The 23428-nt window shown below is 62.1% G+C and carries 17 protein-coding genes; 10 read left to right on the top strand and 7 right to left on the bottom strand.

Annotation, left to right across the window (positions count from 1 at the left end; genetic code table 11):
- Positions 1–132: 132 nt before the first annotated feature.
- Positions 133–858, top strand: coding sequence for a dienelactone hydrolase family protein (locus tag DM374_RS22970; RefSeq protein ID WP_110971950.1), 726 nt, complete (start codon positions 133–135; stop codon positions 856–858).
- A gap of 44 nt (positions 859–902) precedes the next feature.
- Here the strand turns inward: DM374_RS22970 and DM374_RS22965 are convergent, their stop codons facing one another.
- The gene (locus DM374_RS22965) at positions 903–1763 is read right to left on the bottom strand and encodes a pirin family protein (RefSeq protein ID WP_110971949.1); all 861 of its coding nucleotides are present in this window, start codon (positions 1761–1763) and stop codon (positions 903–905) included.
- 106 nt (positions 1764–1869) lie between these two features.
- Between DM374_RS22965 and DM374_RS22960 the strand changes: the two genes are divergently transcribed.
- The 3 genes from DM374_RS22960 (at position 1870) to DM374_RS22950 (ending at position 5171) form a co-directional block, all read left to right on the top strand.
- Positions 1870–2874, top strand: coding sequence for an amidohydrolase family protein (locus DM374_RS22960; protein WP_110971948.1), 1005 nt, complete (start codon positions 1870–1872; stop codon positions 2872–2874).
- Positions 2875–2943: 69 nt separating this feature from the next.
- On the top strand, positions 2944–3408 hold the full coding sequence (locus DM374_RS22955; RefSeq protein WP_095157105.1) for a DUF3859 domain-containing protein: 465 nt from the start codon (positions 2944–2946) through the stop codon (positions 3406–3408).
- Positions 3409–3545: 137 nt separating this feature from the next.
- A complete protein-coding gene (locus tag DM374_RS22950; protein ID WP_110971947.1) occupies positions 3546–5171 on the top strand; it encodes a methyl-accepting chemotaxis protein in 1626 nt (541 codons plus the stop codon).
- Positions 5172–5506: 335 nt separating this feature from the next.
- On the opposite strand, the gene fabB is transcribed toward DM374_RS22950, so the two are convergent.
- From fabB to DM374_RS22925, 5 genes are all read right to left on the bottom strand, one after another.
- Positions 5507–6727: a beta-ketoacyl-ACP synthase I gene (fabB, locus tag DM374_RS22945; RefSeq protein ID WP_095157107.1), complete on the bottom strand. Its 1221-nt coding sequence runs from the start codon at positions 6725–6727 to the stop codon at positions 5507–5509.
- A gap of 11 nt (positions 6728–6738) precedes the next feature.
- Complete coding sequence (gene fabA / locus DM374_RS22940; protein WP_095157108.1) at positions 6739–7254, bottom strand: 3-hydroxyacyl-[acyl-carrier-protein] dehydratase FabA; 516 nt, start codon at positions 7252–7254, stop codon at positions 6739–6741.
- A gap of 204 nt (positions 7255–7458) precedes the next feature.
- The gene (locus DM374_RS22935; protein ID WP_110971946.1) at positions 7459–9384 is read right to left on the bottom strand and encodes a response regulator; all 1926 of its coding nucleotides are present in this window, start codon (positions 9382–9384) and stop codon (positions 7459–7461) included.
- Positions 9381–10274 (bottom strand): ABC transporter substrate-binding protein, encoded by an 894-nt coding sequence (locus DM374_RS22930; protein ID WP_110971945.1) that lies wholly within the window; start codon positions 10272–10274, stop codon positions 9381–9383. Before DM374_RS22930 ends, DM374_RS22935 begins: the two co-directional genes overlap by 4 nt.
- Positions 10274–12418 (bottom strand): TonB-dependent receptor plug domain-containing protein, encoded by a 2145-nt coding sequence (locus DM374_RS22925; protein WP_110971944.1) that lies wholly within the window; start codon positions 12416–12418, stop codon positions 10274–10276. The genes DM374_RS22930 and DM374_RS22925 overlap by 1 nt, the downstream gene beginning before the upstream one ends.
- A gap of 99 nt (positions 12419–12517) precedes the next feature.
- Between DM374_RS22925 and DM374_RS22920 the strand changes: the two genes are divergently transcribed.
- From DM374_RS22920 to DM374_RS22895, 6 genes are all read left to right on the top strand, one after another.
- Complete coding sequence (locus tag DM374_RS22920; protein ID WP_110971943.1) at positions 12518–13543, top strand: NAD(P)H-dependent glycerol-3-phosphate dehydrogenase; 1026 nt, start codon at positions 12518–12520, stop codon at positions 13541–13543.
- Between the two features lie 18 nt (positions 13544–13561).
- Complete coding sequence (locus DM374_RS22915) at positions 13562–13909, top strand: DUF4389 domain-containing protein (protein ID WP_110971942.1); 348 nt, start codon at positions 13562–13564, stop codon at positions 13907–13909.
- Positions 13906–14361, top strand: coding sequence for a phosphohistidine phosphatase SixA (gene sixA / locus DM374_RS22910; RefSeq protein ID WP_110971941.1), 456 nt, complete (start codon positions 13906–13908; stop codon positions 14359–14361). Before DM374_RS22915 ends, sixA begins: the two co-directional genes overlap by 4 nt.
- Positions 14362–14592: 231 nt before the next feature.
- Positions 14593–16539, top strand: coding sequence for a hypothetical protein (locus tag DM374_RS22905; protein WP_110971940.1), 1947 nt, complete (start codon positions 14593–14595; stop codon positions 16537–16539).
- A gap of 248 nt (positions 16540–16787) precedes the next feature.
- Positions 16788–18986: an autotransporter outer membrane beta-barrel domain-containing protein gene (locus tag DM374_RS22900; protein WP_225422565.1), complete on the top strand. Its 2199-nt coding sequence runs from the start codon at positions 16788–16790 to the stop codon at positions 18984–18986.
- A gap of 167 nt (positions 18987–19153) precedes the next feature.
- A complete protein-coding gene (locus DM374_RS22895) occupies positions 19154–20614 on the top strand; it encodes an Ig-like domain-containing protein (RefSeq protein ID WP_157969737.1) in 1461 nt (486 codons plus the stop codon).
- 188 nt (positions 20615–20802) lie between these two features.
- Here the strand turns inward: DM374_RS22895 and DM374_RS22890 are convergent.
- The coding region (locus DM374_RS22890; protein ID WP_177431594.1) for an RHS repeat domain-containing protein at positions 20803–23428 on the bottom strand (2626 nt) is incomplete at its 5' end.

Here is a 23428-nt window from a genome sequence, read left to right as displayed (position 1 = left end):
GCGTTTTATGCAGCCCATCGCGAGCAAGCTCGCTCCTACATTGTAGGAGCGAGCTTGCTCGCGATGGGTGTCAACAGGCTTAACTGACTGGCATTACGCTTCGGCGGGCTTTTTTCATGCAAGGAGGATTGAATGAGCAAGGTGACAATCGAGTCGCTGGTTTACCACATCGCCGGCAAAGCCTATGAAAGCCGTCTGGTCTACACCCATGGCGCGTTGCAGCAGCCCGGGTTGGTGATGGCGCCGAACTGGATGGGTATCAGCGAAGGCGCCGAGCGCATCGCCAAGGCGGTGGCCGAGCAAGGTTACGTGGTGTTGATCGCCGACCTCTACGGTCAGTCGGTGCGTCCGCAGAACGCTGATGAGGCGGGTGCGGCGATGATGCCGCTGAAAAGCGACCGTGCCGAGTTGCGCAAACGCATGCAGGGCGCCCTGGCTCAGTTGCTTGGGCAGTCGAAGGCGGTGCTGACGCCCGGCAAGCTGGCAGCGTTCGGCTTCTGTTTCGGCGGTTGCTGCGCGCTGGAACTGGCCCGTGACGGCGCGCCACTGAGTGCTGCCGTGTCGTTCCACGGCACGCTGGATACGCCCAACGCCGAGGATGCCGGCAACATCAAGGGCTCGGTGCTGGTGCTGCACGGTGCGTCGGATCCGTTGGTGCCGCGCGAGCAGTTGCCGGCGTTCGAGGCGGAAATGAATGCTGCCGGCGTCGACTGGCAGTTGCTCAGCTACGGCGGCGCAGTGCATTCCTTCACTGACCCGGCAGCCAATGTGCCGGGCAAGATGAAGTACGACGCGCGCACGTCCAAGCGTGCGTTCCAGGCGATGCACAACCTGCTGGACGAAGTGTTCAAGGCCTGAGGTGATCGCTGCGGTTCGGCGCCCCGAACCGCAGCGATGCAGGCTCAAGGCAGCTCGATTCTCCCGGTCTCCCCCTCGACCACCGGCCAATTCCCGGCCGCCCATTGTTCCCGGGCATTCTCAATCAGCGCCGGATCACTCGCGACAAAATTCCAGTTCATCCGCCTTGGCCCATCCAGCGGCGCGCCGCCGAACACCACCAGATGACTTTCGCCCTCGGCGTACAGGCTTGCGTCCTCTCCTTCCGGCAAGACCACCAGCGTGGCGGGCTCCAGTAGCTCATCGTTCAGTTGTACTTCCCCGACCAGCACATACACCGCGCGCTGCTGATGCTCCGTGGGCACGCACAGGGTGGTCGCCGCCTGCATCCGCACCTCGGCGTAAAGGGTGGGGGAGAGCACCGGCACCGGCGATTCAAGGCAGAAGCCGCTGCCCGCGATCATGCGGATCTTCACGCCCAGTGCTTCACTGGTTGGCAGGCTGTCGGCCGGGTGATGGCTGTAGTGGCCAGCGCCTTGTTCCGCGGACTTCGGCGACGCCAGCCAGACTTGCAGCCCGTGCAGGCGCGAGCCCGTTTCCAGCAACTCGGCCGGGGTGCGTTCGACGTGGGCGATGGCGGCGCCGGCGGTCATCCAGCTCACCTCGCCGGGCCTGACCCGCTGATGCGAACCGAGGCTGTCTTTGTGCAACAGTTCGCCTTCGAACAGGTAAGTCAGGGTCGACAGGCCGATATGCGGGTGCTGGCGGATATCCATGCCGTGGCCCGGGGCGTAGGTGGTTTGCAGCATGTGGTCGAAGAACACGAAGGGGCCGACGCTACGGCATTTTGCCGACGGCAGCGGGCGCAGGATGGGCTGGCCTTCCACCGACTCAGCGCGGGGACGGATTACCAGGGGCGAGGTCATGCGGGGCTCCAGGCCGAAACGGAAGGGCCTAGCATAGCCCGGTCGCCGAACCCCGGGGAGATGCCTGCTGTCTACCCTGTCCGAAGAATGACAAAGGAGCGTGGGAATGCTCGCAAGACACCTGAGTGGATTCGTGCTGACCGGGCTGCTGATCGCGGGGGCCGAGGCGCGCGAGTACCACTACAGTGATGCGCACCTGCATTACGTCGATTTCTTCCAGGAAAGCGAGGGCATGCCAGCGCTGCTGGAAGCGATGGACAAGGCACGAATCGACCAGGCGATGATCAGCGGTATCCCGGTGGCCAAGAAATGGCACGAAGACGAGCCCAAGCGTCCGCGCTATTACGCGGGCGACGACGCCGATGCCTATTGGTACAGCGCCACGGATATCTACGTGGCGGCGGCGTTGCAAAAACTCAGCCCTGAGCAACGCACGCGTTTTCACCCGTTCCTGTCCGGCTTCAATCCGGTGGACAAGAATGCCGTGGCCCATATCGAGCGCATGCTGGAGCTGCACCCTGGCCTCTGGCAGGGCATCGGCGAGGTGTTCACCCGGCACGATGACCTTACCGCGCTGACCAGCGGCGATACCCCTCGGGCCAACAACGAGGCGATGACGCGGATCTATCATCTGGCCGCCGAGCAGGACATGCCGGTGTTGATCCACTCCAATATCACCTCCAAGCGCGAGCGCAATCCGTTGTACCTGGCCGAGCTTGAGGAGCCGCTGCGCAATCATCCGCACACGCGCTTCATCTGGGCACATGCCGGCAGCAGCCTGGAGATCCATCGCCACCAGACGCGGATGGATTTTCTTCTGCCGACCCTGGAACGCTTGCTGGAGACCTATCCGAACCTTTATGTCGATCTGTCCTGGAGCGTCCTGCAACCTTATCTGCTGGATGACCAGGGCACGCCTGACCGCCAGTGGCTGGCGCTGGTGGAGCGCTTTCCCGAGCGCTTCATGCTCGGCTCCGATGTGGTCGGGCGTTTCGGCAGCCTGGGGGAGCAATTGCACGGTTTCGACCCGTTTCTCGATGCGCTCCCCGAAGGCATCGCGCGCAAAGTTGCCCGGGACAACTTCCTCTCGGTGTTGCCGAAACCGCGCTGAGCGGGATTGTCATCAGCCTGTCATGCCCGAGTCATAGTCTGCCGCGATCCACTACAGAGGAAGCGCAGTATGTTGACTAGCCGTTTGAGCGCCCTGGTTGGGCTGATGTGCATCGCAGGCGTTGCCAGCGCCGAGGTGCGGGTGCAGGGACCGGTTGAATATGGTGTGTTCGAAACCAAGCTGCAAAATGCCCAACCCGGTGAGCGGGTGTTGACCATGAACAGCCAGACCATCCAGTCGACAGATGAGGTTCCGGCCAAATTGGGCAGCAAATTTGGCATCCGCTACCGGCTGGAAGGCAAAACTGCAGAGGACACCCCGCTGACACTGCTGTATCTCACCCCCGGTATCGTTACCCCGGATGGCAAGCGTCACGACAAGTTCGAAGTGGTGCAGAAACTGGTGCCAGGCGCGGCGATGGACGTGATGGCCTATGAGTTTACCGAGCACCACGAAGCAGTTCCGGGCACCTGGCATTTCATGGTTTTCCAGGGCGACCGCCTGCTCGCGGAGAAGCAATTTACTGTTCGCTGAGTTCCGCTCGCTGCTGTTCCGGCAATCATTAGGCGTTTTGATATCACCAATTCTTCTTACGCAAAACTCCAACGGTCCGATACCGTCTAAGCATGTCGGCTGCAGACTTGAGCAGCGCTTGCGGAAGGAACCGTTCGATGAGTCTGAGAAGCTTGAACATAGCGCCCCGGGCCGGCTTGGGGTTCGGCCTGTTGGCGCTGTTGGTGATTGCCCTGGGGACATTCGCGCTGTCGCAGATGGCGAGCATGCGCGAGCAGTCCGACCAGGTGGAAAACAACTGGTTGCCCAGCGTGATCAACGTCGGGCAGATGAGCCAGGACATGCTGCGGGTGCGCGCCTTGACCCTGCGGCTACTGGTGAATCGTGACCCGACGGCGCAGCAGCAGAACATTTCCCGCATCGAAACCCTCAAAGAAAACCTGGCCAGTGCGCAAAAGACCTACGACGCACTGATCGTGCTGCCAGAGGAACGCACGCTGTTCGACCGTTACCTGGAGCTGCAGAAACAGTACTTCGTCTTGCAGGCGCAGGTCATGAGCGAGGCGTCCCAGGGGCGGGTCGAGGCGGCGGTAGAGGTGGTCAATGGTGAGATGAACCAGTTGGCCGACCGCCTGACCGCGACTCTCAATGAACTGATCGATCTCAATAACCAGCACGCCAACCTCGCTACCGATCTGGCACAGACGGTGTACGTCGGGGCGCGCTTCTGGGTGATTGTCCTGTTGCTCGGTGCGCTGGTGCTGACCGTCGTGCTGGCCCTGGTGCTGACCCGCAGCATCGTCCATCCGCTCGCGCAGTCGCTGCAGGTCGCCGAGGTGGTTGCCACCGGCGACCTGACCCCGCAAATCACCATTAACGGCAAGGATGAACCGGCGCGCTTGCTGGTGGCGCTCAAGACCATGCAGCAAAGCCTGCGTGACACCATCGGGCGTATCTCCGACTCATCCAACCAATTGGCTTCGGCCTCCGAGGAACTCAGCGCGGTGACCGAGGATGCGACCCGCGGCCTGCAGCAGCAGACCCAGGAAATCGAGCAGGCGGCGACCGCGGTCAACCAGATGACCGCGGCGGTGGAGGAGGTGGCCAGTAACGCCGTGGCGACTTCACAGGCTTCGCAGGAGTCCGATCGCATCGCCCGTCAGGGGCGCGAGCAGGTGCGCCTGACCGTGGTGTCCATCGAAGAACTGGCGGCGGGTGTCAGCACCAACGCCGATGAAGTCGGGCAATTGGCGGAGCGGGTGCACGGCATTTCCAAGGTGCTTGACGTGATTGGCTCGATTGCCGAGCAGACCAATCTGCTGGCGCTCAATGCTGCGATCGAGGCTGCGCGGGCGGGCGATGCCGGGCGCGGTTTCGCCGTGGTGGCCGACGAGGTGCGGGCGCTGGCCCATCGCACCCAGCAATCGACCCGGGAAATCGAACAGATGATCGACGGCATTCAGCAGGGCAGTGACCGTGCGGTGGGCGGCATGCAGCAGACGCGCGAACGGGCGCGCCACACGCTGGATGGCGCGCATGCCGCCGGAGAGGCGCTGGAGGAAATTGCCCAGGCGATCAGCCGGATCAATGAACGCAACCTGGTGATCGCCAGTGCGTCCGAGCAGCAGGCGGCGGTGGCGCGGGAGGTGGATCGCAACCTGACCAATATTCGTGATCTGGCATTGCAGAGTTCGGCGGGGGCCAGCCAGACGGTGGAGGCGAGTCAGGCGTTGTCGCAGTTGGCGGTGGAGTTGAATGCGTTGGTGGGGAGGTTTTCGGTGTAGGGGAGAGCCTCATCGCTGCATGGGGTATCTACATATCTCGGGACTGCCTGAGGACCATGAAGCGCCAGTCAGGAAACCGGGTAATGACGACCATCCGCTAGCCGACAGTTTTTCAGAGCTCTCAAGATCGAGCGCCGCCCGATCTTGAAAGCTCTGAAAAACTATCGGCTAGCACATGGTGGCCCTGAACGGATCCTCTGACAGGCTACTCATGACCTTCACACAATCCCGAGATGTGTAGATACCCATGCAGCGATGAGGCCAAAAAAACCAGTCCTGAAAATGCAAAACGCCCCGAACCAGTCGGGGCGTTTTTCATGCAAGAGCCTCAGCCCTTACTTGCCTTCCCAGCGCTTGAGCACGAGGGTGGCGTTGGTGCCGCCAAAACCGAAGCTGTTGCTCATCACGGTATCGATCTTGGCGTTTTCGCGGGTTTCGCGCAGGACCGGCAGGTCGGCGACTTCCGGGTCCAGCTCGTCGATGTTGGCGGAGCCGGCAATGAACTTGCCTTCCATCATCAGCAGGCAGTAGATCGCTTCGTGAACGCCAGCGGCGCCCAGGGAGTGACCCGACAGGCTCTTGGTGGAGCTGATGGCCGGAGCCTTGTCGCCGAACACGTGACGCACACCTTTCATTTCCGCGACGTCGCCGACCGGGGTCGAAGTGCCGTGGGTGTTCAGGTAGTCGATCGGGGTGTCGACGGTGGACAGCGCCTGTTCCATGCAGCGGATTGCGCCTTCGCCGCTCGGGGCGACCATGTCGTAGCCATCGGAAGTGGCGCCGTAGCCGACGATTTCCGCGTAGATCTTGGCGCCGCGGGCCAGAGCGTGTTCCAGCTCTTCCACGACGACCATGCCGCCACCGCCAGCGATGACGAAACCGTCACGGTCGGCGTCGTAGGCGCGGGAGGCCAGTTCAGGGGTTTCGTTGCGCTTGGTGGACAGGGCGCCCATCGCGTCGAACAGGAACGACTGGCTCCAATGCTCTTCTTCACCGCCGCCGGCGAAGACGATGTCCTGCTTGCCCCACTGGATCTGCTCCATGGCGGTGCCGATGCAGTGTGCGGACGTCGCGCAGGCCGAGGAGATCGAGTAGTTGATGCCCTTGATCTTGAACGGAGTGGCCAGGCACGCCGAAACGGTGCTACCCATGGTGCGGGTGACGCGGTACGGGCCGACGCGCTTGACGCCTTTCTCGCGCAGGGTGTCCAGCGCTTCCATCTGGTTCAGGGTCGAAGCGCCGCCGGAGCCGGCAACCAGGCCGGTGCGCGGGTTGGAAACCTGCTCTTCGGTCAGGCCGGAGTCCTTGATTGCGTCCTGCATCGCCAGGTAGGCGTAGGCAGCCGCGTGGCCGACGAAGCGGTAGACCTTGCGGTCGATCAGTTCTTCGAGGTTCAGGTCGATGGAGCCGGAAACCTGGCTGCGCAGTCCCATTTCCTTGTATTCCGGGTTGAAACGGATGCCCGGACGGCTTTTACGCAGGTTTTCGGAGACGGTCTCTTTGTCATTGCCCAGGCAAGAAACGATGCCCAGACCTGTGATTACGACGCGGCGCATGCGAATAACCCTTAGAAATTTTCAGTGGAAGTGAATACACCGACGCGAAGGCCTTCTGCGGTGTAGATCTCGCGACCGTCAACGCTGACCGAACCATCGGCGATGGCCATGTTCAGCTTGCCCTTCAGGACGCGCTTGATATGGATGTTGTAGGTAACCTTCTTCGCCGTCGGAAGTACCTGGCCGAAGAACTTCACTTCGCCCGAGCCCAGCGCACGGCCACGGCCTGGCAGACCTTGCCAGCCGAGGAAGAAGCCGACCAGTTGCCACATGGCATCAAGGCCCAGGCAGCCCGGCATCACCGGATCGCCTTCGAAGTGGCAGGCGAAGAACCACAGGTCTGGAGTGATATCCAGCTCGGCGACCAACTCACCTTTGCCGTACTTGCCACCCTCTTCGCTGATGTGGGTGATGCGATCCACCATCAGCATGTTGGGGGCGGGCAGTTGCGCGTTACCTGGGCCGAACAGCTCACCGCGACTGCAGCGCAGCAGGTCTTCCCGAGTAAAGGCGTTTTGTTTGGTCATGCGAGCTCCTCAATAGTCCCCGTGCGGCAAGGGGCGAATCTTCCCGACCGACCCAGACCCTTCGGCCTTGGGCGGTAGCCTACCCATAGACTATTGCGTTGTAGTGAAAGTCACAGCACAGGGGACGAAGATGTACACTTGTGCACTGAAATTTTTCCGACAGACCTTTCTTAGGTCAGTTCCGGCCTCTAAGACTGCCGCAATTTAGCATTTATCGCCAGTCACGACTGCTTGACCGGGCAACCAACGCTGCAGAATCTGCTGTAGATCATTACGTTTGAACGGCTTTGTCAGGTAGTCGTTCATTCCCGCCTCCAGGCAGCGCTCCCGATCACCCTGCAAGGCATTGGCGGTAAGGGCGATGATCGGCAGGTCACGACCCTGCGGCATCTGGCGGATCCGCCGGGTGGCTTCGTAGCCATCGACGATCGGCAGCCGGCAATCCATCAGTACGGCGGCGATCGGCTGGCGGGCGATCAGGCTGATGGCCTGGGCGCCGTCCCCCGCGACACACACGTCAAAGCCCAGGCTACGCAACATGGCCTGGATCACCGTCTGGTTCACCGGGTTGTCTTCCACCAGCAGAACCGGTTTTCCCGCGGCATCGCTCGGTGTCGTGTTGCCCGCGATGGTCAGCAGCGCCGGGCGCATCTGGAGCGTCAGCGGCATTTCCAGGGTGAACGTCGAGCCGACGCCCACGCGGCTCTCGGCGCGCAGGCTGCCACCCATGCGTTCGGCCAGGTTTCGGGCGATTGAAAGACCCAAGCCGGTGCCGCCGTAGCGGCGGGAAATCGAACTGTCGGCCTGCTGGAAGGCAACGAACATGGTTTCCAGGCGCGAATTGTCGATGCCGATGCCGGTGTCGCGCACGGCGCAGGTGAACCAGATCAGTTGCCGGTCGAGTATCTGCCAGCGCGGAAGGACCTGCACCCGGCCCGCTTCGGTGAATTTGAGGGCGTTACCGATCAGGTTGACCAGTACCTGACGGATGCGGGTCGGATCACCGCACACCTGGAGCTGTTCCATGCTCTCGGGCATTTCCAGCTCCAGCGTCAGGTTGCGTTGCTGGGCGGTGTGCAGGAACGATTGCACGCTGTTGCCGATGAGTTCGGCGAGGTTGAAGTCGATCTGCTCCAGCTCCAGCGTGGTGCGCTCGATGCGGGAGAAGTCGAGGATGTCGTTGATGACCTTGAGCAGGTGTCCGGTGGATTCGCTGGCAACGTTGGTGTAGTCGACCTGTTCGTCACTCAGCTCGGTGGTCTGCAGCAATTGCAGCATGCCCAGCACGCCGTTCATCGGTGTGCGCAGCTCATGGCTCATCATCGCCAGGAATTCCGACTTGGCCTTGTTCGCCTGCTCAGCTTCTTCCCGCGCCTGGGTCATTTGCGCCATGGCTTCTGCCTGCTCGCGGGAAGCTTGGGCCAGGCCGCTGGCGAGGTTGTTGATGTGCCGGGCCAAGTGCCCCAGCTCACTGTCATCGACCTCCGGCAGCGGGGTGTTGAAGTCGCCTTTCTGGATCGCCTTGACCGCATGACCCATGTCGCGGATCGGCTCCGAGAGGCTGCGCGCCAGGCGCCGGGCCAGAAGGAAGGTGAAGAGCAGGGCGAACAGGGCGAGGATCCCGGCCTTGATCACGATCTCCTGCTGGCGCTGGCTGAAGGCGTCGTTGGACATACCGACGATCACCCGGCCCAGGTAGTCGTCCGCGATGATGCTCGGTGGTTCTTCCCCCTCTTGCAGGAAATCGGCGTCGAGGTTGATCCGTTGCAGGCGGATTGGTGCCTGGAATACTTCGACCTGCTGGGCGCGGTTGACGTGCTCATCGGGCTGTTCGACGTACACCAGGATGTGATTGGCGTTGTCCTGCACCTCCAGAAAACGCACATGGGGGATGGTCAGGGTGGCGCGCATCAGGCTTTCCAGCACTTCGTCGTTACCGGCGATCACCCCGTATTCCGAAGCCGGTGCCAACTGGTTGGCGATCAACTGACCGGTGTGGTTCAACTCCTGACGCAGGTCCTGAATACGTACAAAGGTGAAAAAACTGATCAGCAGCAGCGTCAGCACCAGGGCCGGGCCAAGGCTGATGATCTGGGTGCGGGTGCTGATGTCCCAACTCACGGCTTTCATCGGGTGGATTCTCCTGCGGCCACGGCCTGACTGGCGGCATCAGGGTCGATTGCCTCGACGCCCAGGGCCCGGGCGACCTGCTGGTTGCCGGAAACGCTGAAATATTCCGGGTAATGCATGCGCGGCCACTGGTCCGCAGGCTTGTCGAGCAGGCGGTCGAGCACCGCGAGCCAATTGTTCTGGTCGCTGAAGGTACTGGCCAGGGCGCCGGCGCGGACGAAGCCGGCGTTGGGGCCGATCAGCGCCATCTGCCGGGCGTAGCTGCTGAGCAGCAGGTTCTTCGCGGTTTTCGGGTTGTAGAGCTGTGGATCGTCCAGGCCCAGCAGGACATCGGTGTCCCGCAGCAGGGCCTGCAAGGGCCGGTTGTCCTTCAGGTCGGGCCACGGTTGTGCGTCGATTTCCAGGCCCAGTGGCTGGGCGGCATGGCGCAGTTCATCGAGCAGAAACCGGCTGTGTTCGCTGTAGAGCACGCCCACCCGCCGCGCCTGCGGCAGCAGGTAGCGGATCAACTGCAATTGCCGAGGTAGCGGTGGATCGCTCCACAGCAGGCTGAGGTAAGGCGGGCGCAGATCGCCCAGGCGTTGGTAGGCCTGGACCCGGCTGATACGCAGGACCAGCGCCGGCGGGCCGGCCGGCTCGCGCAGGCGCCAGTCCAGTGCGGGCAGGTCGAGCAGGATCAGCCGGGTACCGGCTTTGACCTGGCCGGGGGCGGGCAGTTGTTCGATCGGGATAAAGCGCACGGTATCCGCCGGGCGCCGCGCGGCCAGTGCCTCGACAAAGTCGTGCACGCTGTCGTTGTCTTGAGCGCCGGTGAGCAGAATCTCGCCGCCAGCGAGCGATGCCAGGGGCCACAGCAGGACCAGCAACAGGCAGCGCCGCAACCTGCGCATCAGAATTCCAGCTCCGCGCTGAAATACAGCAGGTGCCGGCTGTCGTAGCGGTTGTCGGCTTTGGTGAGGGGCTCATCGTCAAGGCGCTGTTGCAAGGTTCCGGCCAGCTCCAGGCTGGCGCGGGGCAGGGCGAAACGCTTGGCCACGCGCAGATCGACCCGCTCGAAACGGTACTGGTTCAGTGCGTCGTCCCCGTAATAGAAGAGGGCGCTCGACCAGCCCCGTCCCCAGTCGTGCATCCAGCCGGCCGAGCCGCTGTTGCTGGCGGTCAGGCGCTGGTCGTCGGGGTTGCTGGCCTCGGCGTCGACGTAAGCGTAGGTGAGGCGCACGCGGTCGTCGCTGCCCAGCCGCCAGTCCAATTGGGTTTCGCTACCGGTGAAGCGGGCGTTGTTGCTGTTGCTGGCGATGTACTGGTTGTTGCGCAGCGGTTCGCTGATCATCCCGCTGATTTCGTCGTGGAACAGCTTGAAGTCGACGCTCAGGTCCACCTCGGCGAAATAGCCGTTGTAGCCCAGCTCCCGCGAGCGCATGCGTTCCTGGTCGAGGTTGCCGGGGCCGCGGGTCTTGACGAAGTACTCGCCGGTGCCCTGGCCAAGGGCAGGAGGATTCAGGTTGGTGACCCGGTAACTCCAGTTGACGTTGTTCTCGAACATGTCCGCCGAGCGCACGGCTTCGGAGTACACCGCGCGCAGGCCGTGGCGCGGAGTAATCAGGTAGTTGACCGCCATGCGCGGGGTCAGCGAATCGCCCGCCAGTTGCGATGACTCGTACATCGCGCCGCCCTGGACTATCCAGTGGTCGTCGGCCCGCCATTCGAGCTGGCCGAACAGGCGCCAGGTCTGGTCATCAAGGCTGCCGTTGAAGTAGGTCTGCGAGTTGGCGCGGTCATAGCGGTAGTTGACCCCGCTGAGCAGTCGCAGGTTGTCGGTGAGGCTCAGGGTGTCCTGGATTTCCAGGTCGTAGCGGGTCTCGCGGGTGCTTTGATCGATGTCGCCGCAGACCGGCTGTTTGCCGCCGTTTTCCCACTGTTGCTTGACGATGCCGGCCAGGCGCTGTTCTTCGCCGGTGCCTTGCGGAATCGGGGCGGTGATGTTGCGCGCCAGTTGCTCGGTGTAGTTGGGGTTCAACTGCCAGAGCTGGGTGAGTTCCTGGCTGAAGGAAATCGCCGCGTCGCAGGCACGCCAGACCTGCTGGCGGTCCCAGTGTTGGGCTGAGCCCTGGACATACAGGCTGTGTTGCGGGCTGAAATCGATGTTCCAGCGCAGCGACCCGGCGTAGTCCTTGGCGTTGACGTCGGAGTTGTCACCGTTGTCGGTGATGCCATAGAACACCGGCTTGTAGGTGTAGGGGCGTTGGTCGCTGCCTTCCTTGGCCGAGAGCTGCCAGTCCAGGCTCTGGCTCGCGTCCAGGGTGTGGCTGGCGCTGATATTGAAGCGGGTCAGGCGGCGGCTGTCGCGGTAGTCCGCGCCAAACAGATTGTTGTCGAAGCCGTCGTCCTGCATGCCGGACAGCGAGAGGCGCAGGTCGCCGCCGTCCCAGCCGATGCCCTGGCTGGCGTAGAAATCGTCGATGCCGCGTTGACCACGGGTAATCTTGAGGCGCGTGCCATGGCTGTCGGCCGGGCTACGGGTGAGGATGTTGACCACCGCCATCAGCGCGTTGGCGCCGTAGCTGACGGTGTTGGGGCCACGGAACACCTCGATCCGCTCAATGTCTTCCATGGCCAACGGGATGTCGCTCCAGTCCACGGTCGCCAGGCCCGCGCGGTACACCGAGCGGCCATCGATCAGCACCTGCATGCGGCGGGCGTCGTTGACGTTGCTGCCGTGGTAGTTGACCGTCGGCTGGTTGCCGGCGCCGTAGCCGATCATCATGCCCGGCACCAGGCGCAGCAGTTCGGGGATGTCGCGAGCGCCGCTGGCCTTGATCAGCTCGCTGTCGAGCACGGTCATGCTGCCCGGCACTGCGGCCGGGGATTGTTTGAGGCGGGTGGCGGTCAGAACTTCCGGTACGGCCTGGCTGTCGATGAACAGGTCGTCGGCCACGGCGGGGCCGCCGAGCAGGGCGGCCAGCAGCAGATAAGGGTGTGAAGGGCGAGGGCCAGAGGACACAAGGCGGCCTTGATCGGAAGGACAAGCGGGCATGTTAACCGACCGCCCGGCATTTTCCAGTGATCTGGCGCTGGTCGCGGCGCTCCGTATAATGCTGGCTTCGCCACTTTTTATGGTTTTAACGGATTGGATATGACTGAACAGCAGCCTGTTGCGGTTCTGGGAGGCGGAAGTTTCGGCACTGCCGTGGCGAACCTGCTGGCCGAAAACGGTATCGGGGTACGGCAATGGATGCGCGATCCCGAACAGGCCGAGGCCATGCGCACCACCCGGGAAAACCCGCGTTACCTCAAAGGCATCAAGATCCATCCGGCGGTTGAGCCGGTCAGTGACCTGCTCGGCACCCTGCAGGGCAGCGAACTGATCTTCGTCGCCCTGCCGTCCAGCGCTCTGCGCAGCGTGTTGGCGCCGCATGCCGAATTGCTCGGCGGCAAGATGTTGGTCAGCCTGACCAAGGGCATCGAAGCGCAGACCTTCAAGCTGATGAGCCAGATCCTCGAAGAGATCGCCCCCAAGGCACGCATCGGCGTGCTTTCCGGGCCGAACCTTGCGCGAGAAGTGGCCGAGCACGCGCTGACCGCCACCGTCGTCGCCAGTGAAGACGAAGCGCTGTGCCAGCGGGTCCAGGCCGTGCTGCACGGCCGCACGTTCCGCGTCTATGCCAGCGCCGACCGTTTTGGTGTCGAGCTGGGCGGCGCGCTGAAGAACGTCTACGCCATCATCGCCGGCATGGCGGTCGCCCTGGGCATGGGCGAAAACACCAAGAGCATGCTGATCACCCGGGCCCTGGCGGAAATGACCCGGTTCGCCGTCAGCCAGGGCGCCAACCCGATGACCTTCCTCGGCCTTGCCGGCGTTGGTGACCTGATCGTCACCTGTTCCTCGCCCAAGAGCCGCAACTATCAGGTGGGCTACGCTCTCGGCCAGGGCTTGAGCCTGGACGAGGCGGTCAACCGCCTGGGCGAGGTGGCCGAGGGTGTCAACACCCTCAAGGTGCTCAAGGCCAAGGCCCAGCAGGCGCAGATCTACATGCCGCTGGTGGCCGGGTTGCACGCGATCCTGTTCGAAGGGCGGACCCTCGCCCAGGTGATCGAGTTGCTGATGCGCGGCGAGCCCAAGACTGACGTCGATTTCATTTCCACCAGCGGTTTCAATTAAGCGATACAGGAGCACGACATGAGTGAGTCCCCCAACCAGGCGCAACGTGAGTCGATCGTTTTGCGCGTTCTCTGGATGCTGCTGTTCCTGCTGGTCTGGCAGGTTGCCCAGACCCTGCTCGGCGTGTTGGTGCTGTTGCAGTTGATCTACCGCCTGGTCTACGGCGCGCCGAACGGCAGCCTGATGAATTTTGGTGACAGCCTGAGCCAGTTCCTCGCCCAGATCGGTCGCTTCGGCAGCTTCCACACCGAGCAGAAACCGTGGCCGTTCGCCGACTGGCCGACCCCGCGTCCGGCCGAGGGCGAAGCGCCGCACAGCGTGCCACCTGCGGCCCATCCGGTGCGTGACGAAGAGCCGAAGCTGTGAAGGTCTGGGTATTGCGCCACGGCGAAGCCGAGCCGCACGCCCGCAGCGACGACCAGCGCAACCTGACCGCCCACGGTCGTCAGCAGGTGCTGCGCAGTGCCGCGCACCTGCTGGGCCAGCCGCTTGACGCGATCCTGGTCAGCCCTTATGTCCGCGCCCAGCAGACAGCGGGATTGGTACATGAGGCGCTGGGGTTCGCAAAGCCGCTGGTCACCGTGTCCTGGCTCACTCCGGAAAGCGCCCCGGCGCGGGTCATCGACGAGCTTGAGGGGCTCGGTCTCGACCACGTTCTGCTGGTCAGCCATCAACCGCTGGTGGGGCAACTGATTGGTCTGCTGACCAAGGGCTCGCGCCAGGAGAGCGCTCCGATGAGTACCGCGAGCCTGGCAGAACTGGAAGGTGACTTCCCGCTGGCTGGGCTGATGAAACTGCGTCACCTGCACCACGCCTGATTGTCTTTCTCCTTTCTCCGCTGCAGCACACCGATGCCGTGTTTCACGGCGTCGCGTGCGCGCGCTACCTAGCATTTCTGTCAGTTTCGGGCCTTCGGTGTTTGGCGTTTACTCGTCGTCATGCAGTCGCCGGCCACGCTACTCGCCAGTGTCGGCGTCCATTAGTGCCTCCAGTCACCCCAGCAGGAATGCGATGCAGGTGCAGACGGCGAAACCCAAAGGAGAAGGACCATGAACACATTCAATCCGCTGACCATCGCGCAGCAGGTACGTGCCGATTACCGGCGCAAACTGAGGGAAAGCCGGAACGAAATGGCGGCACCCACTGTTCCGGATATCATCCCCGGCGATCCCGACGGTCTGGTTCGGGCCTCTGTGCTCGCCAAACCGCTGAGAGTCACGATCCCGAACTGGCGCTCAGGCCCGGATTTCCCGTTCCCGGAGACGTTGACGCTGTACTGGGCGCAGCAGGGAAGTGATCAGTACCTGACAATTCTTAACATGTCGGTACCTGCCGGCGTGACCTTTCCCTTGGAGCTGTCAATCCCGGTCGAGGACTTCATTGAAGGGCGCAGGTTGTTGGGTTATGAGGTGGTGCTTTGGACTGGGGACCCCATTAATTCGCAAGACCTTCGCTTGAGACTGGACACTACACCACCTTACGACCTTCAATCTCCTCCTGCGCTGGCAATCGAGTCTACGGTGATCACAGACGCCTGGCTTGATGAACACGGGGGAAATTTACTCGCAACTGTCGCGGCGTATCCTGATAAAGAAGCAGGTGAAACTGCCTATCTATTTTGGCTCAAGTACGTACCGGACGTCATAGATGGTATCTCTTTCGATGGCATGATCGATCTGGATGCGACCATGGCATTCACACTCACCCGGGAATTTCTGACCACTGCTGGTGATGGTGACTGGTATGCCCTGCACGTGCTCCAGGACCGGGCTGGAAACCTTAGCAGGCTCTCCTACCCGACCAGGGTGTCGGTGGCTCTGGGGGCGCTGCCGGAAAATCTCAAGGATCCGGTAGTGCCGCTGGCTCTGGGTGACGGCATCGATCGCGATGACGCTTTACTTGGCGTAGTAGTGGAGATTCCGGCATTCGATGGCGGAAAGAACGGCGACCTGATCCATGTGAAGTGGGGCGCGACGGAACTGGCGGCCTATCCACTGGGCCCTTCACCTAGCTTCCCGCTGGAAGTGCAAGTGCCCTGGGCAATCATGAGAGATGTCTACGACTTCGACACGGGCGGCGCTCAGTCAGTTGTGGTGAGCTATGAGGTGAAGCGGGGGAGCCTGTCATTCCCCGAAGCACCGCTGACCACGGACGTCAGTGTCAACTTCGAGGTGGTCGGGCCAGAGAACCCAGGTGCTCCCGACCCCGTCAATCCTAATCTGCCGGTGTTTGTGGTCCAGGGCGAGTCGGGGCAGGACAACAAGCTGGTCCAGGCCGACAACGGAAAAGACGCCACGGCCTTCATTCCTCTTTATGAGTCGGCCAAAGAGGGTGACATGATCTGGCTTTACTGGAATGGGATGCGTATTCCCGAGTATTACGAGGTCAATCCAGGCGACGTCCCTGGAGACATTGTGGAAATGACCATCCCGTGGGCGTTGATCGAGCAGACCGGCAACCGTACGGACCTGCCCGTGCATTACCTGATTACTGACCTGGCTGGAGTCAACTACCAGAAATCGAAAGTGACGGACGTTGATGTGCAGGTCGAAATCATCACCTTCCCTGCTCCCACCTTCCCGGATATTTATGTACGCCCAGATGGGGGCAAAGTCCTGAACTGCACTTCGATTCGGAGCCGCGATGGGGAGCACGGCTTCGTCGTTCGTATCGCGCCTGATGGTAAATACCTCAAGGCCGGCGTGGAAGTGACCCTGGACTGGTGGGTGGATGAATGGCTGGTCGACGGTGGCGGTGGAAAAGTTCCCGGCACCGAGTTCACTGGCCGGCTCACCCTCGATACCAACCATGAGGCCAATGGTATCGAGTTCTTCGTTCAGCCTTACGCAACGTGCATCCTGCCCGCTTATACGGAGACAACCAATGGCGTCGGGCTTTCCAATGCTCATTTCCGTGTGATCGCGGGGGGCGAACTTGTTTCGTCGGCGACGGCAGCCGAGTACATCGGGGTCAACCCTCAGTGTCCTATGCCCTGACAGGCCCGGCCAGCGGCCGTTGAAGAGGCAATGATTACGGCGCGATCAGGTCCTACAGACAAGACCTGATCGTGCCGTTTTTTCATTATTCGAGATGATGCCTGCTGAGTTTGGCTATGGCTCTTGTTGAAAAGCCCTACATATACATAAGTGATGGGTGCTTATTCTTTCGGGCCTTTCCGAAAGTGGCGTTGGTTATTCATCAGTGCGCCTGCCAGTCGGACGTTAAACCAGTCAAGGATAAATTCATGGCTAGCTCGTCACTAATTGTTTCGCGCCGTTTTCCCTTTGCCCGTAAGTTCATGTACCTCGCGCCGTTGCTGTTCGCCGGACAGCAGGCGATGGCGCTCGAACTGGATCGCCAGATATTCAACCCGACCCCCGACCGTGATATCGCCGACTCGATCAACATGAAAAACCAGTCGGAACTGAACATGACCCGTGGCAGTGCGTTCAATATCAGTGCGCGAAGTGGCTCCACGGTCAACCTCAATGGTACGAAGATCGTGGCCAGGTCGGGGCAAAGCGGAGTCTGGCTGGTCGACAGCTTTGCCACGATCATTGGCGGGTCTATTACCTCCGCTGACGCGACCGGCCTGGCGTTGGCACGAGTCGCCGGTACGGGCACCGGATCCAAGGCCACGGTGACAGGCACAGTCATTACCGGGACGATCGGCGCTTCGGTTTCGAAGCACAGCGTCCTGCAGTTGAACAGCGCGCAAGTGACCGGCACCACCGAGGAGGGCCTGCGCCTGGTCAGCGGTACGGTCGTGGCAGGCAATGGCACGGTTATCCGGGGCGCGAAGAGTGGCGTGCAGATATTTGCGGATTCGAGTGGCGATGGCGTCGGCGTGCTGACGCTGGACAACAGCACGGTGTTCGGCGGAAGCGGCCCGGCCATTCTGGTCAACGGTCTGGTGGGCGATCCTGAAGCCACCATCAACGTCAACAATGGCTCGCAACTGCAAGGCGCCGACGGCGTGCTGCTGCAGGTGGTCGATAGCGGCAGTGCGACGTTCAATGTGTCCAGCAGCCTACTCACCGGCGATGTGATCATCGAGGCTGGCAGCAGTGGCGCAGTGAATCTGCGCAATGGTTCGGTACTGACCGGGCGGCTCGAGAACGTCGAGGCACTGAGCGTCGACAGCGCGGCGCAATGGGTGATGGTCGAGGACTCGACCGTGCAGAACCTGGAAATGGGCAGCGGTGGCAGCATCAAGTTCGGCAACCCCGGCGACTTCTACACCCTGTCGGTGGAAAACCTTTCGGGCAACGGCATTTTCGAAATGGAGGCTGACTTTTCCCAAGGCCTGTCCGACAAACTCGAAGTGACCGGTGTCGCCGACGGCAATCATGAAATCCTCGTACACAGCAGCGGCGCCGATCCACTCTCCGACGCCCGCCTGTTACTGGTGGAAATCGCCGGCGGCAATGCGCAGTTCGCCCTGTTGGGCGGCGAAGTGGACCTGGGCACCTGGTCTTACGGCCTGGCCCAGGACGGCAACAAATGGTACCTCGATGCCAGCACTCGCAAGATCAGCCCCGGCGCCCGCACTGCGCTGGCGATTTTCGAGGCCGGTCCGACTGTGCTCTACGGCGAACTGAGCACCCTGCGCAGCCGCATGGGCGAGATCCGCCTGAACGACAGCAAGGCCGGCGGCTGGATGCGCACCTACGGCAACAAGTTCAACGTGACCGCCCAGGGCAGCAGCTACAACCAGGTGCAGCAAGGACTTGCGTTCGGTGCTGATGCGCCGCTGCCTTACGGCGACGGCCAGTGGCTGATCGGTCTGCTCGGCGGCTACAGCACCTCCGACCTGGACATGGGGCGCGGCACCTCCGGCAAGATCGACAGTTACTACGCAGGCGTGTACAGCACCTGGCTGCAACCGGAGTCCGGCTACTACGTCGATGGCGTGCTGAAATTCAACCGCTTCCAGAACAAGGCCGATGTGCACTTGAGCGACGGCACCAAGGCCAAGGGGGATTTCGACAATGGCGCGGTCACTGCCTCACTGGAAGCCGGTCGGCATATCAAGCTGAACCACGGCTGGTTCGTCGAGCCCTATGGCCAGTTGATCGGGGCGGTCATCCAGGGGCAGAGCTACGACCTGAACAACGGCATGCAGGTCGATGGCGACCGCAGTCGTTCGTTGCTCGGCAAAGTCGGTGTGACGGTTGGCCGTGACATTCTCATGAACAACCAGATGCGGGTTCAGCCCTATGTCCGTGCGGCGCTGGCCCATGAGTTCATCAACAACAACGAAGCCCAGGTCAACGACAACCGCTTCGACAACGACCTGTCGGGATCGCGTGGCGAACTGGGCGCGGGGATCGCGTTGTCGCTGACCGATCGCATCGCCGTGCATGCGGACTTTGACTACAGCAACGGCGACAAGATCGACCAACCCTGGGGTGCCAACTTCGGCGTTCGCTATAGCTGGTAAGTAACCTTGAAAGCCGGAGCCCGGTGCCATCGACGGCATCGGCCTCCGGCTTTTTTCGTCCTGGAGTAATGCGCTGTAAAAGGGCGACCACCTGATATTTCTGTCAGTTTCGGCACTTCTCCACCCTATTGTTCAATGGGGCTCCAAACCCTGACGAGTGAGCTGCCATGAATGATTTCCATCCTCCATCCGATTCTGCCTCGACGTCCGTGTCCGACCTCCTCGAACTACCGGCGCCAAGAGTGGCGGCGGTATTGGACCCCATTCCCGGCGGTGACGAAAATCTGTTGCCGAGGGCTGCACTCATTGCACCCTTGAGAGTCGATTTCGACAAGTGGCCGACGTCCAGCCCCGGGCTGGGTGAGGAGCGCCTTGACCTGCTGTGGGACGGTCGGGTGGCGGCCAGCAAACGCTGGACGGCGCCCATTCCCGACAATGACCTGTTCATCATGCTTCCCAAGGAAAACCTGGCGCCGGATGGTCCTCATCAACTGCTTTACGAGGTGGTTGACTGGGCGGGCAACAGCCATCGCTCCTTGCCGCTGACGATCACCATCGACACCATACCGCCAGCGTACCCCTTGAATCCCGACAAGTTGATCTTTCCTGCGGAGGTCGTTATTGGCGGGATCACCAACCGCTACCTGGAGGACAACAACAACAGAGTCGAGGCCACCGTGCCCGAGACCTCCTATGCGTTCAAGCCCGGCGACCGTCTCAAAGGGTTCTGGAAGAAGTCAGCGGATGGCAAGAACGAGGTCATCGATGTCGAGCTGACCCCGGACCTGTCCGTGTTCTTTGATGGCGAGATGATCAAGCGCGAGGGCAATGGCGACCGGGCAATCACTTACGTGCTGCAGGACCGTGCCGGCAACGAGTCCATGTTGTCCAAATCCCAAATACTGAGGGTGAACATCCGTCCTCCTGAACCACGACCGCTGGCAACGGTGTTGCTGGCCACGCCCGGTAACCCGGGCGAAGGCCACATCAATCCGGCGAACACCACCGGCGGCGTCACCGCCCGGGTCCCCGCGCAGCAGGACGATATCAGCGGCGCAACCCTGACCCTGCACTGGCGTGGTTTCGGCGACCTCGGCTCGTTCCAGACCGCCACGCCCAGCTCGCCGGATGGCATGGACTTCAAGATCCCCGCGAGCGCAATTCCCGCCAATATGGGGCGCAAGGTCGAGGTCTATTACAGCGTGAAATGGCCGACCGGCGAGCCGGAAATCTCGGCGATCTATCTCCTCACCGTCCAGAAGCTGGCGACTATCAACATGATGTTGCTCCGTTGCTCTCAGGCGGTGGGCAGCAAGCTCAGTCTCGCCAGCGTGCCGCAGGGCGCCAACCTGTGGATGGACCCCTGGCCGTACAAACCGCTGGCGGACGGCATGCGCATCAACCTCTGGGTCTCCGGGCTGGATCATCAGGGCGGGGCGATCAGTCTCCCCCTGATGGACGGTAAGGATGTGCCCAGGGACTCCTCTCCGGTGACGGCGTTATTGCCCAGGGCCGACCTGCTGAAGTTGCAACTTGACAAGGTCTTCGCCATACGTGCCGCCGTCAGTTTCGATGACGGGGAGACTTACCTGGATTTCCGGTCCCTCGATCTCAACCTGGTGAGCTAAGGAGGCAGGTGATGAGCACCCTGGCTGAGTTGTTGTCCGTGATGAAGGGCAAGTCGCTTCCACTGCGATCGTGATTCGGTTTGTGAATATGCCGGGGTGCTAATCGCGAGTGATGCAAGTAGCTAGCCGTTGCCAGAAGTCCCCGGGCCAGAGAGCCTGACGACTGGGGCGTCAGGCTCTCTGGATTTTCAGTTAACTTTGAAGGCGGATTTAAACTGATGCTTGCTCCGCACTTCGGCAACAGTCTTACCTACCTTATTGGTCTTGCTCATAGCCTCCGTAGCGCTTTTCAGTTCCGAACTATATAGATCTTCAGGGTGTGGTCCGCCAGGACGGGCTCCCTTGCTCTTGGGAACGGAGATTTTAGGAACAGATGCATCGGGCAACGGCCCTGTTGCCTTGGGTGGTGGCGGTGACGGTGGCGGTGACGGTGGCGGTGACGGTGACGTAACTGGAGGAGGGTTGGTCGTAAGTATTTCAGTTGGCGCCTTAGGCACTGGACGGCCAAAGCGATGAGGTCTGTATTCGTGATTGAAGGGCAGTTGCTCGCGAGTACCGGTCGCCAGGTCATCGCCTGACGATGAGCCCTTTTTCAACCCATTGAACTTCAACGAACCCAATCCCGCGGCCATCGAAACGATCCCCAACCCGAAACTCAGCTGGCCCAGGACCTTCTTTGTCTGCTTGTCACTGACCAGTGACTGCGCCACCCCCGTGCCCAACGCGCCCGCGCCGGCAGCAATGGCGGTCAACGCTGCGCCACCCTGTGCCGCTGCCGCGAGGCCGCCGCTCATCATCAGTGTATAGGCGGGCGCCAGGCCGCCGAACGACAGTAAGGTCAGCCCCGCCCCGAGGACACCCAGGCCAAGGCCTACCCAACCCGCACCTTGCCAGAATTGCCCGGTAGGGTCGCTGCGGTTTACCGAATCGCCTCCGCAGTACATATACGGATTAAGGCCCCCGGCGCCGAACGGGCTCAGCCAGTCGGGGCTGTGGAAGCACTTCAGTTCCGGGTTGTAGGCACGGTGGCCTTTGCCCAGCAGGTACCAGCCGGACAGGCTGTCGCGCACTTCACCGTTGAAGCCCAGCACGGTTTTCATGCCGTCATTGCCGCGTTCACCATAGGCACCGTAGGCGGTTTCGCGCAGTGTCTGTTGCTGGCTTTCGCCGCGCACGCTGCGGTTGGCATCCGTCAGCAGCAGCAGGGTTTCGGCGGGCGCATTCATCTTTTGCTGGCCCAGCGGCCGATCACCGTCGTACAGGTAGCTGATGCGGGTGTTGCCTTGCACCGTGCTGCCCAACTGATTGCCCTGGTAGAAGCGCCGGGTCTGTGCCTCCCCGTCGTGGGTGACGCCGGTCAACTGGTTGTGCCCGTCGTAGTGGTACTGGCTGATGTTTTGACCGCTCTTGCCGGTGACCCGTAGCAGGCGGCCCTGGCTGTCGTAGTGCAGGCCGTTGCCGTTTTCGTCGGCGAGCAGGTGGCCGTCGGCGTCGTAGCTCAGGTCCTGGCTGGTCGGGTGGTCGGCGTGGGTGTGGGTGATACGCACCAGTTGGCACGGATCGTCGTCGGCGAAGCTGCGCGTCGACTCATCGTTGCTGCCATCGGCGAAGCGGGTGCTCACCTGCAGCAGGTTGTCCAGGCCGTCGTATTTGAAGCTTTGCGAGGCGATAGCGTTGCCGTAGCGATCCGTCGGCAGGGTTTGCCCCGAGCAGACGTGGCTGATCAACCGGCCGCGCACGTCGTAATCGAACACTTCCTTCAGCAGCGAGGAGCCGGCGCTTTGCTGGTGCCGGCTCTGCAGGCGGTTGTCGAGGCGCCAGGTCTGGGTGAGGGTCTGCGTAGGCTGACCGCTCAGGGCCAGGGCGCGCTCGATTTCCCGGCCATGGTCGTCGAAGGTCAGCGAGGTGACCAGTTCGGTTTCGGCGTCCAGGTCGCGGGTGGTGGTGCGCCACGCCCGGCCCAGGCTGTCGTAGGCGAAGCTGGCGTGCAGGCGGCCCTGGGTGATGGTCTCGACGCGGCCTTGTTGGTCGTACCCATAAACGCTTTGCTGGCCGTTCACGTCCGTGTGCTGAATCAGGCGGCCGGCCAGCGAGTACGTGGACAGCGCTTCCCAGGTCGTGCCGTCGACGACCCAGCGTTCATGGCTGAGGTAGCTGGCGCTGTCGTAGTCGAACTCGCGACGGCCCTGGTTGTTTTTGGTCGCGATCAACTGCGCGTTGTCAGGGTCGTAGGTGTAGCTGGCGTCTTCGTCCAGGGCGATCAGGGCGACCGGCTGCTGGGTGAGGTTCGGGGTGTATTCGTAGTGGATGCTCTGGCCGCCAGCGGTAATCCGTTCATCGGGCTGCAACTGGCCGCTCGTGTACCGGTACTGCTGACTGCGTGGACCGACATCGGCGCGGGTCAGGCGCTCGAGGCCATCGAACTGCTGTTTGCCCAGGCGCAGGGTGGTGCGGTTGCCACCGCCCGGCGTCACATCGATGCTGATCGCCAGTTCGGCGCTGCTGTGCTCGGCGTAGGCGCGGACGATCTGGGTTTCGTCCGGCAGCACGGTCAGGCTGACACGGTCCCACGGGTCGTAGCGGTAGAAGGTGCTCTTGCCCAGGACGCTGATTTCCTGTCGGCAATGGCCGAGGCCGTCGTAGCGCATTTCGGCGGTGCTGACGACCTTGTCCTGGCTGTCGAGCACTTCGCTTTTCAGCGGTTTTTCGAACAGGTTGTAGACCACCCGATCGACGTTGCCGCGCTTGCCGTCGGTGCCTTCCTGCCAGGTGCGACGGGTCATGCTGACCGGGTCGTAGAGAGCATGGGCGATG

This window comes from Pseudomonas huaxiensis, assembly GCF_003231275.1.
Classification (GTDB): domain Bacteria; phylum Pseudomonadota; class Gammaproteobacteria; order Pseudomonadales; family Pseudomonadaceae; genus Aquipseudomonas; species Aquipseudomonas huaxiensis.
This window is presented reverse-complemented; position numbering and strand designations above follow the sequence as displayed.

Coding starts and splice junctions, on each gene's coding strand:
- DM374_RS22930 (WP_110971945.1), bottom strand. CDS start 10,274: ATGCGCAGGTTGCGGCGCTGCCTGTTGCTGGTCCTGCTGTGGCCCCTG.
- DM374_RS22955 (WP_095157105.1), top strand. CDS start 2,944: ATGTTGACTAGCCGTTTGAGCGCCCTGGTTGGGCTGATGTGCATCGCA.
- DM374_RS22965 (WP_110971949.1), bottom strand. CDS start 1,763: ATGACCTCGCCCCTGGTAATCCGTCCCCGCGCTGAGTCGGTGGAAGGC.
- DM374_RS22895 (WP_157969737.1), top strand. CDS start 19,154: ATGAATGATTTCCATCCTCCATCCGATTCTGCCTCGACGTCCGTGTCC.
- DM374_RS22905 (WP_110971940.1), top strand. CDS start 14,593: ATGAACACATTCAATCCGCTGACCATCGCGCAGCAGGTACGTGCCGAT.
- DM374_RS22915 (WP_110971942.1), top strand. CDS start 13,562: ATGAGTGAGTCCCCCAACCAGGCGCAACGTGAGTCGATCGTTTTGCGC.
- fabB (WP_095157107.1), bottom strand. CDS start 6,727: ATGCGCCGCGTCGTAATCACAGGTCTGGGCATCGTTTCTTGCCTGGGC.
- fabA (WP_095157108.1), bottom strand. CDS start 7,254: ATGACCAAACAAAACGCCTTTACTCGGGAAGACCTGCTGCGCTGCAGT.
- DM374_RS22900 (WP_225422565.1), top strand. CDS start 16,788: ATGGCTAGCTCGTCACTAATTGTTTCGCGCCGTTTTCCCTTTGCCCGT.
- DM374_RS22925 (WP_110971944.1), bottom strand. CDS start 12,418: ATGCCCGCTTGTCCTTCCGATCAAGGCCGCCTTGTGTCCTCTGGCCCT.
- DM374_RS22935 (WP_110971946.1), bottom strand. CDS start 9,384: ATGAAAGCCGTGAGTTGGGACATCAGCACCCGCACCCAGATCATCAGC.
- DM374_RS22920 (WP_110971943.1), top strand. CDS start 12,518: ATGACTGAACAGCAGCCTGTTGCGGTTCTGGGAGGCGGAAGTTTCGGC.
- DM374_RS22970 (WP_110971950.1), top strand. CDS start 133: ATGAGCAAGGTGACAATCGAGTCGCTGGTTTACCACATCGCCGGCAAA.
- DM374_RS22950 (WP_110971947.1), top strand. CDS start 3,546: ATGAGTCTGAGAAGCTTGAACATAGCGCCCCGGGCCGGCTTGGGGTTC.
- DM374_RS22960 (WP_110971948.1), top strand. CDS start 1,870: ATGCTCGCAAGACACCTGAGTGGATTCGTGCTGACCGGGCTGCTGATC.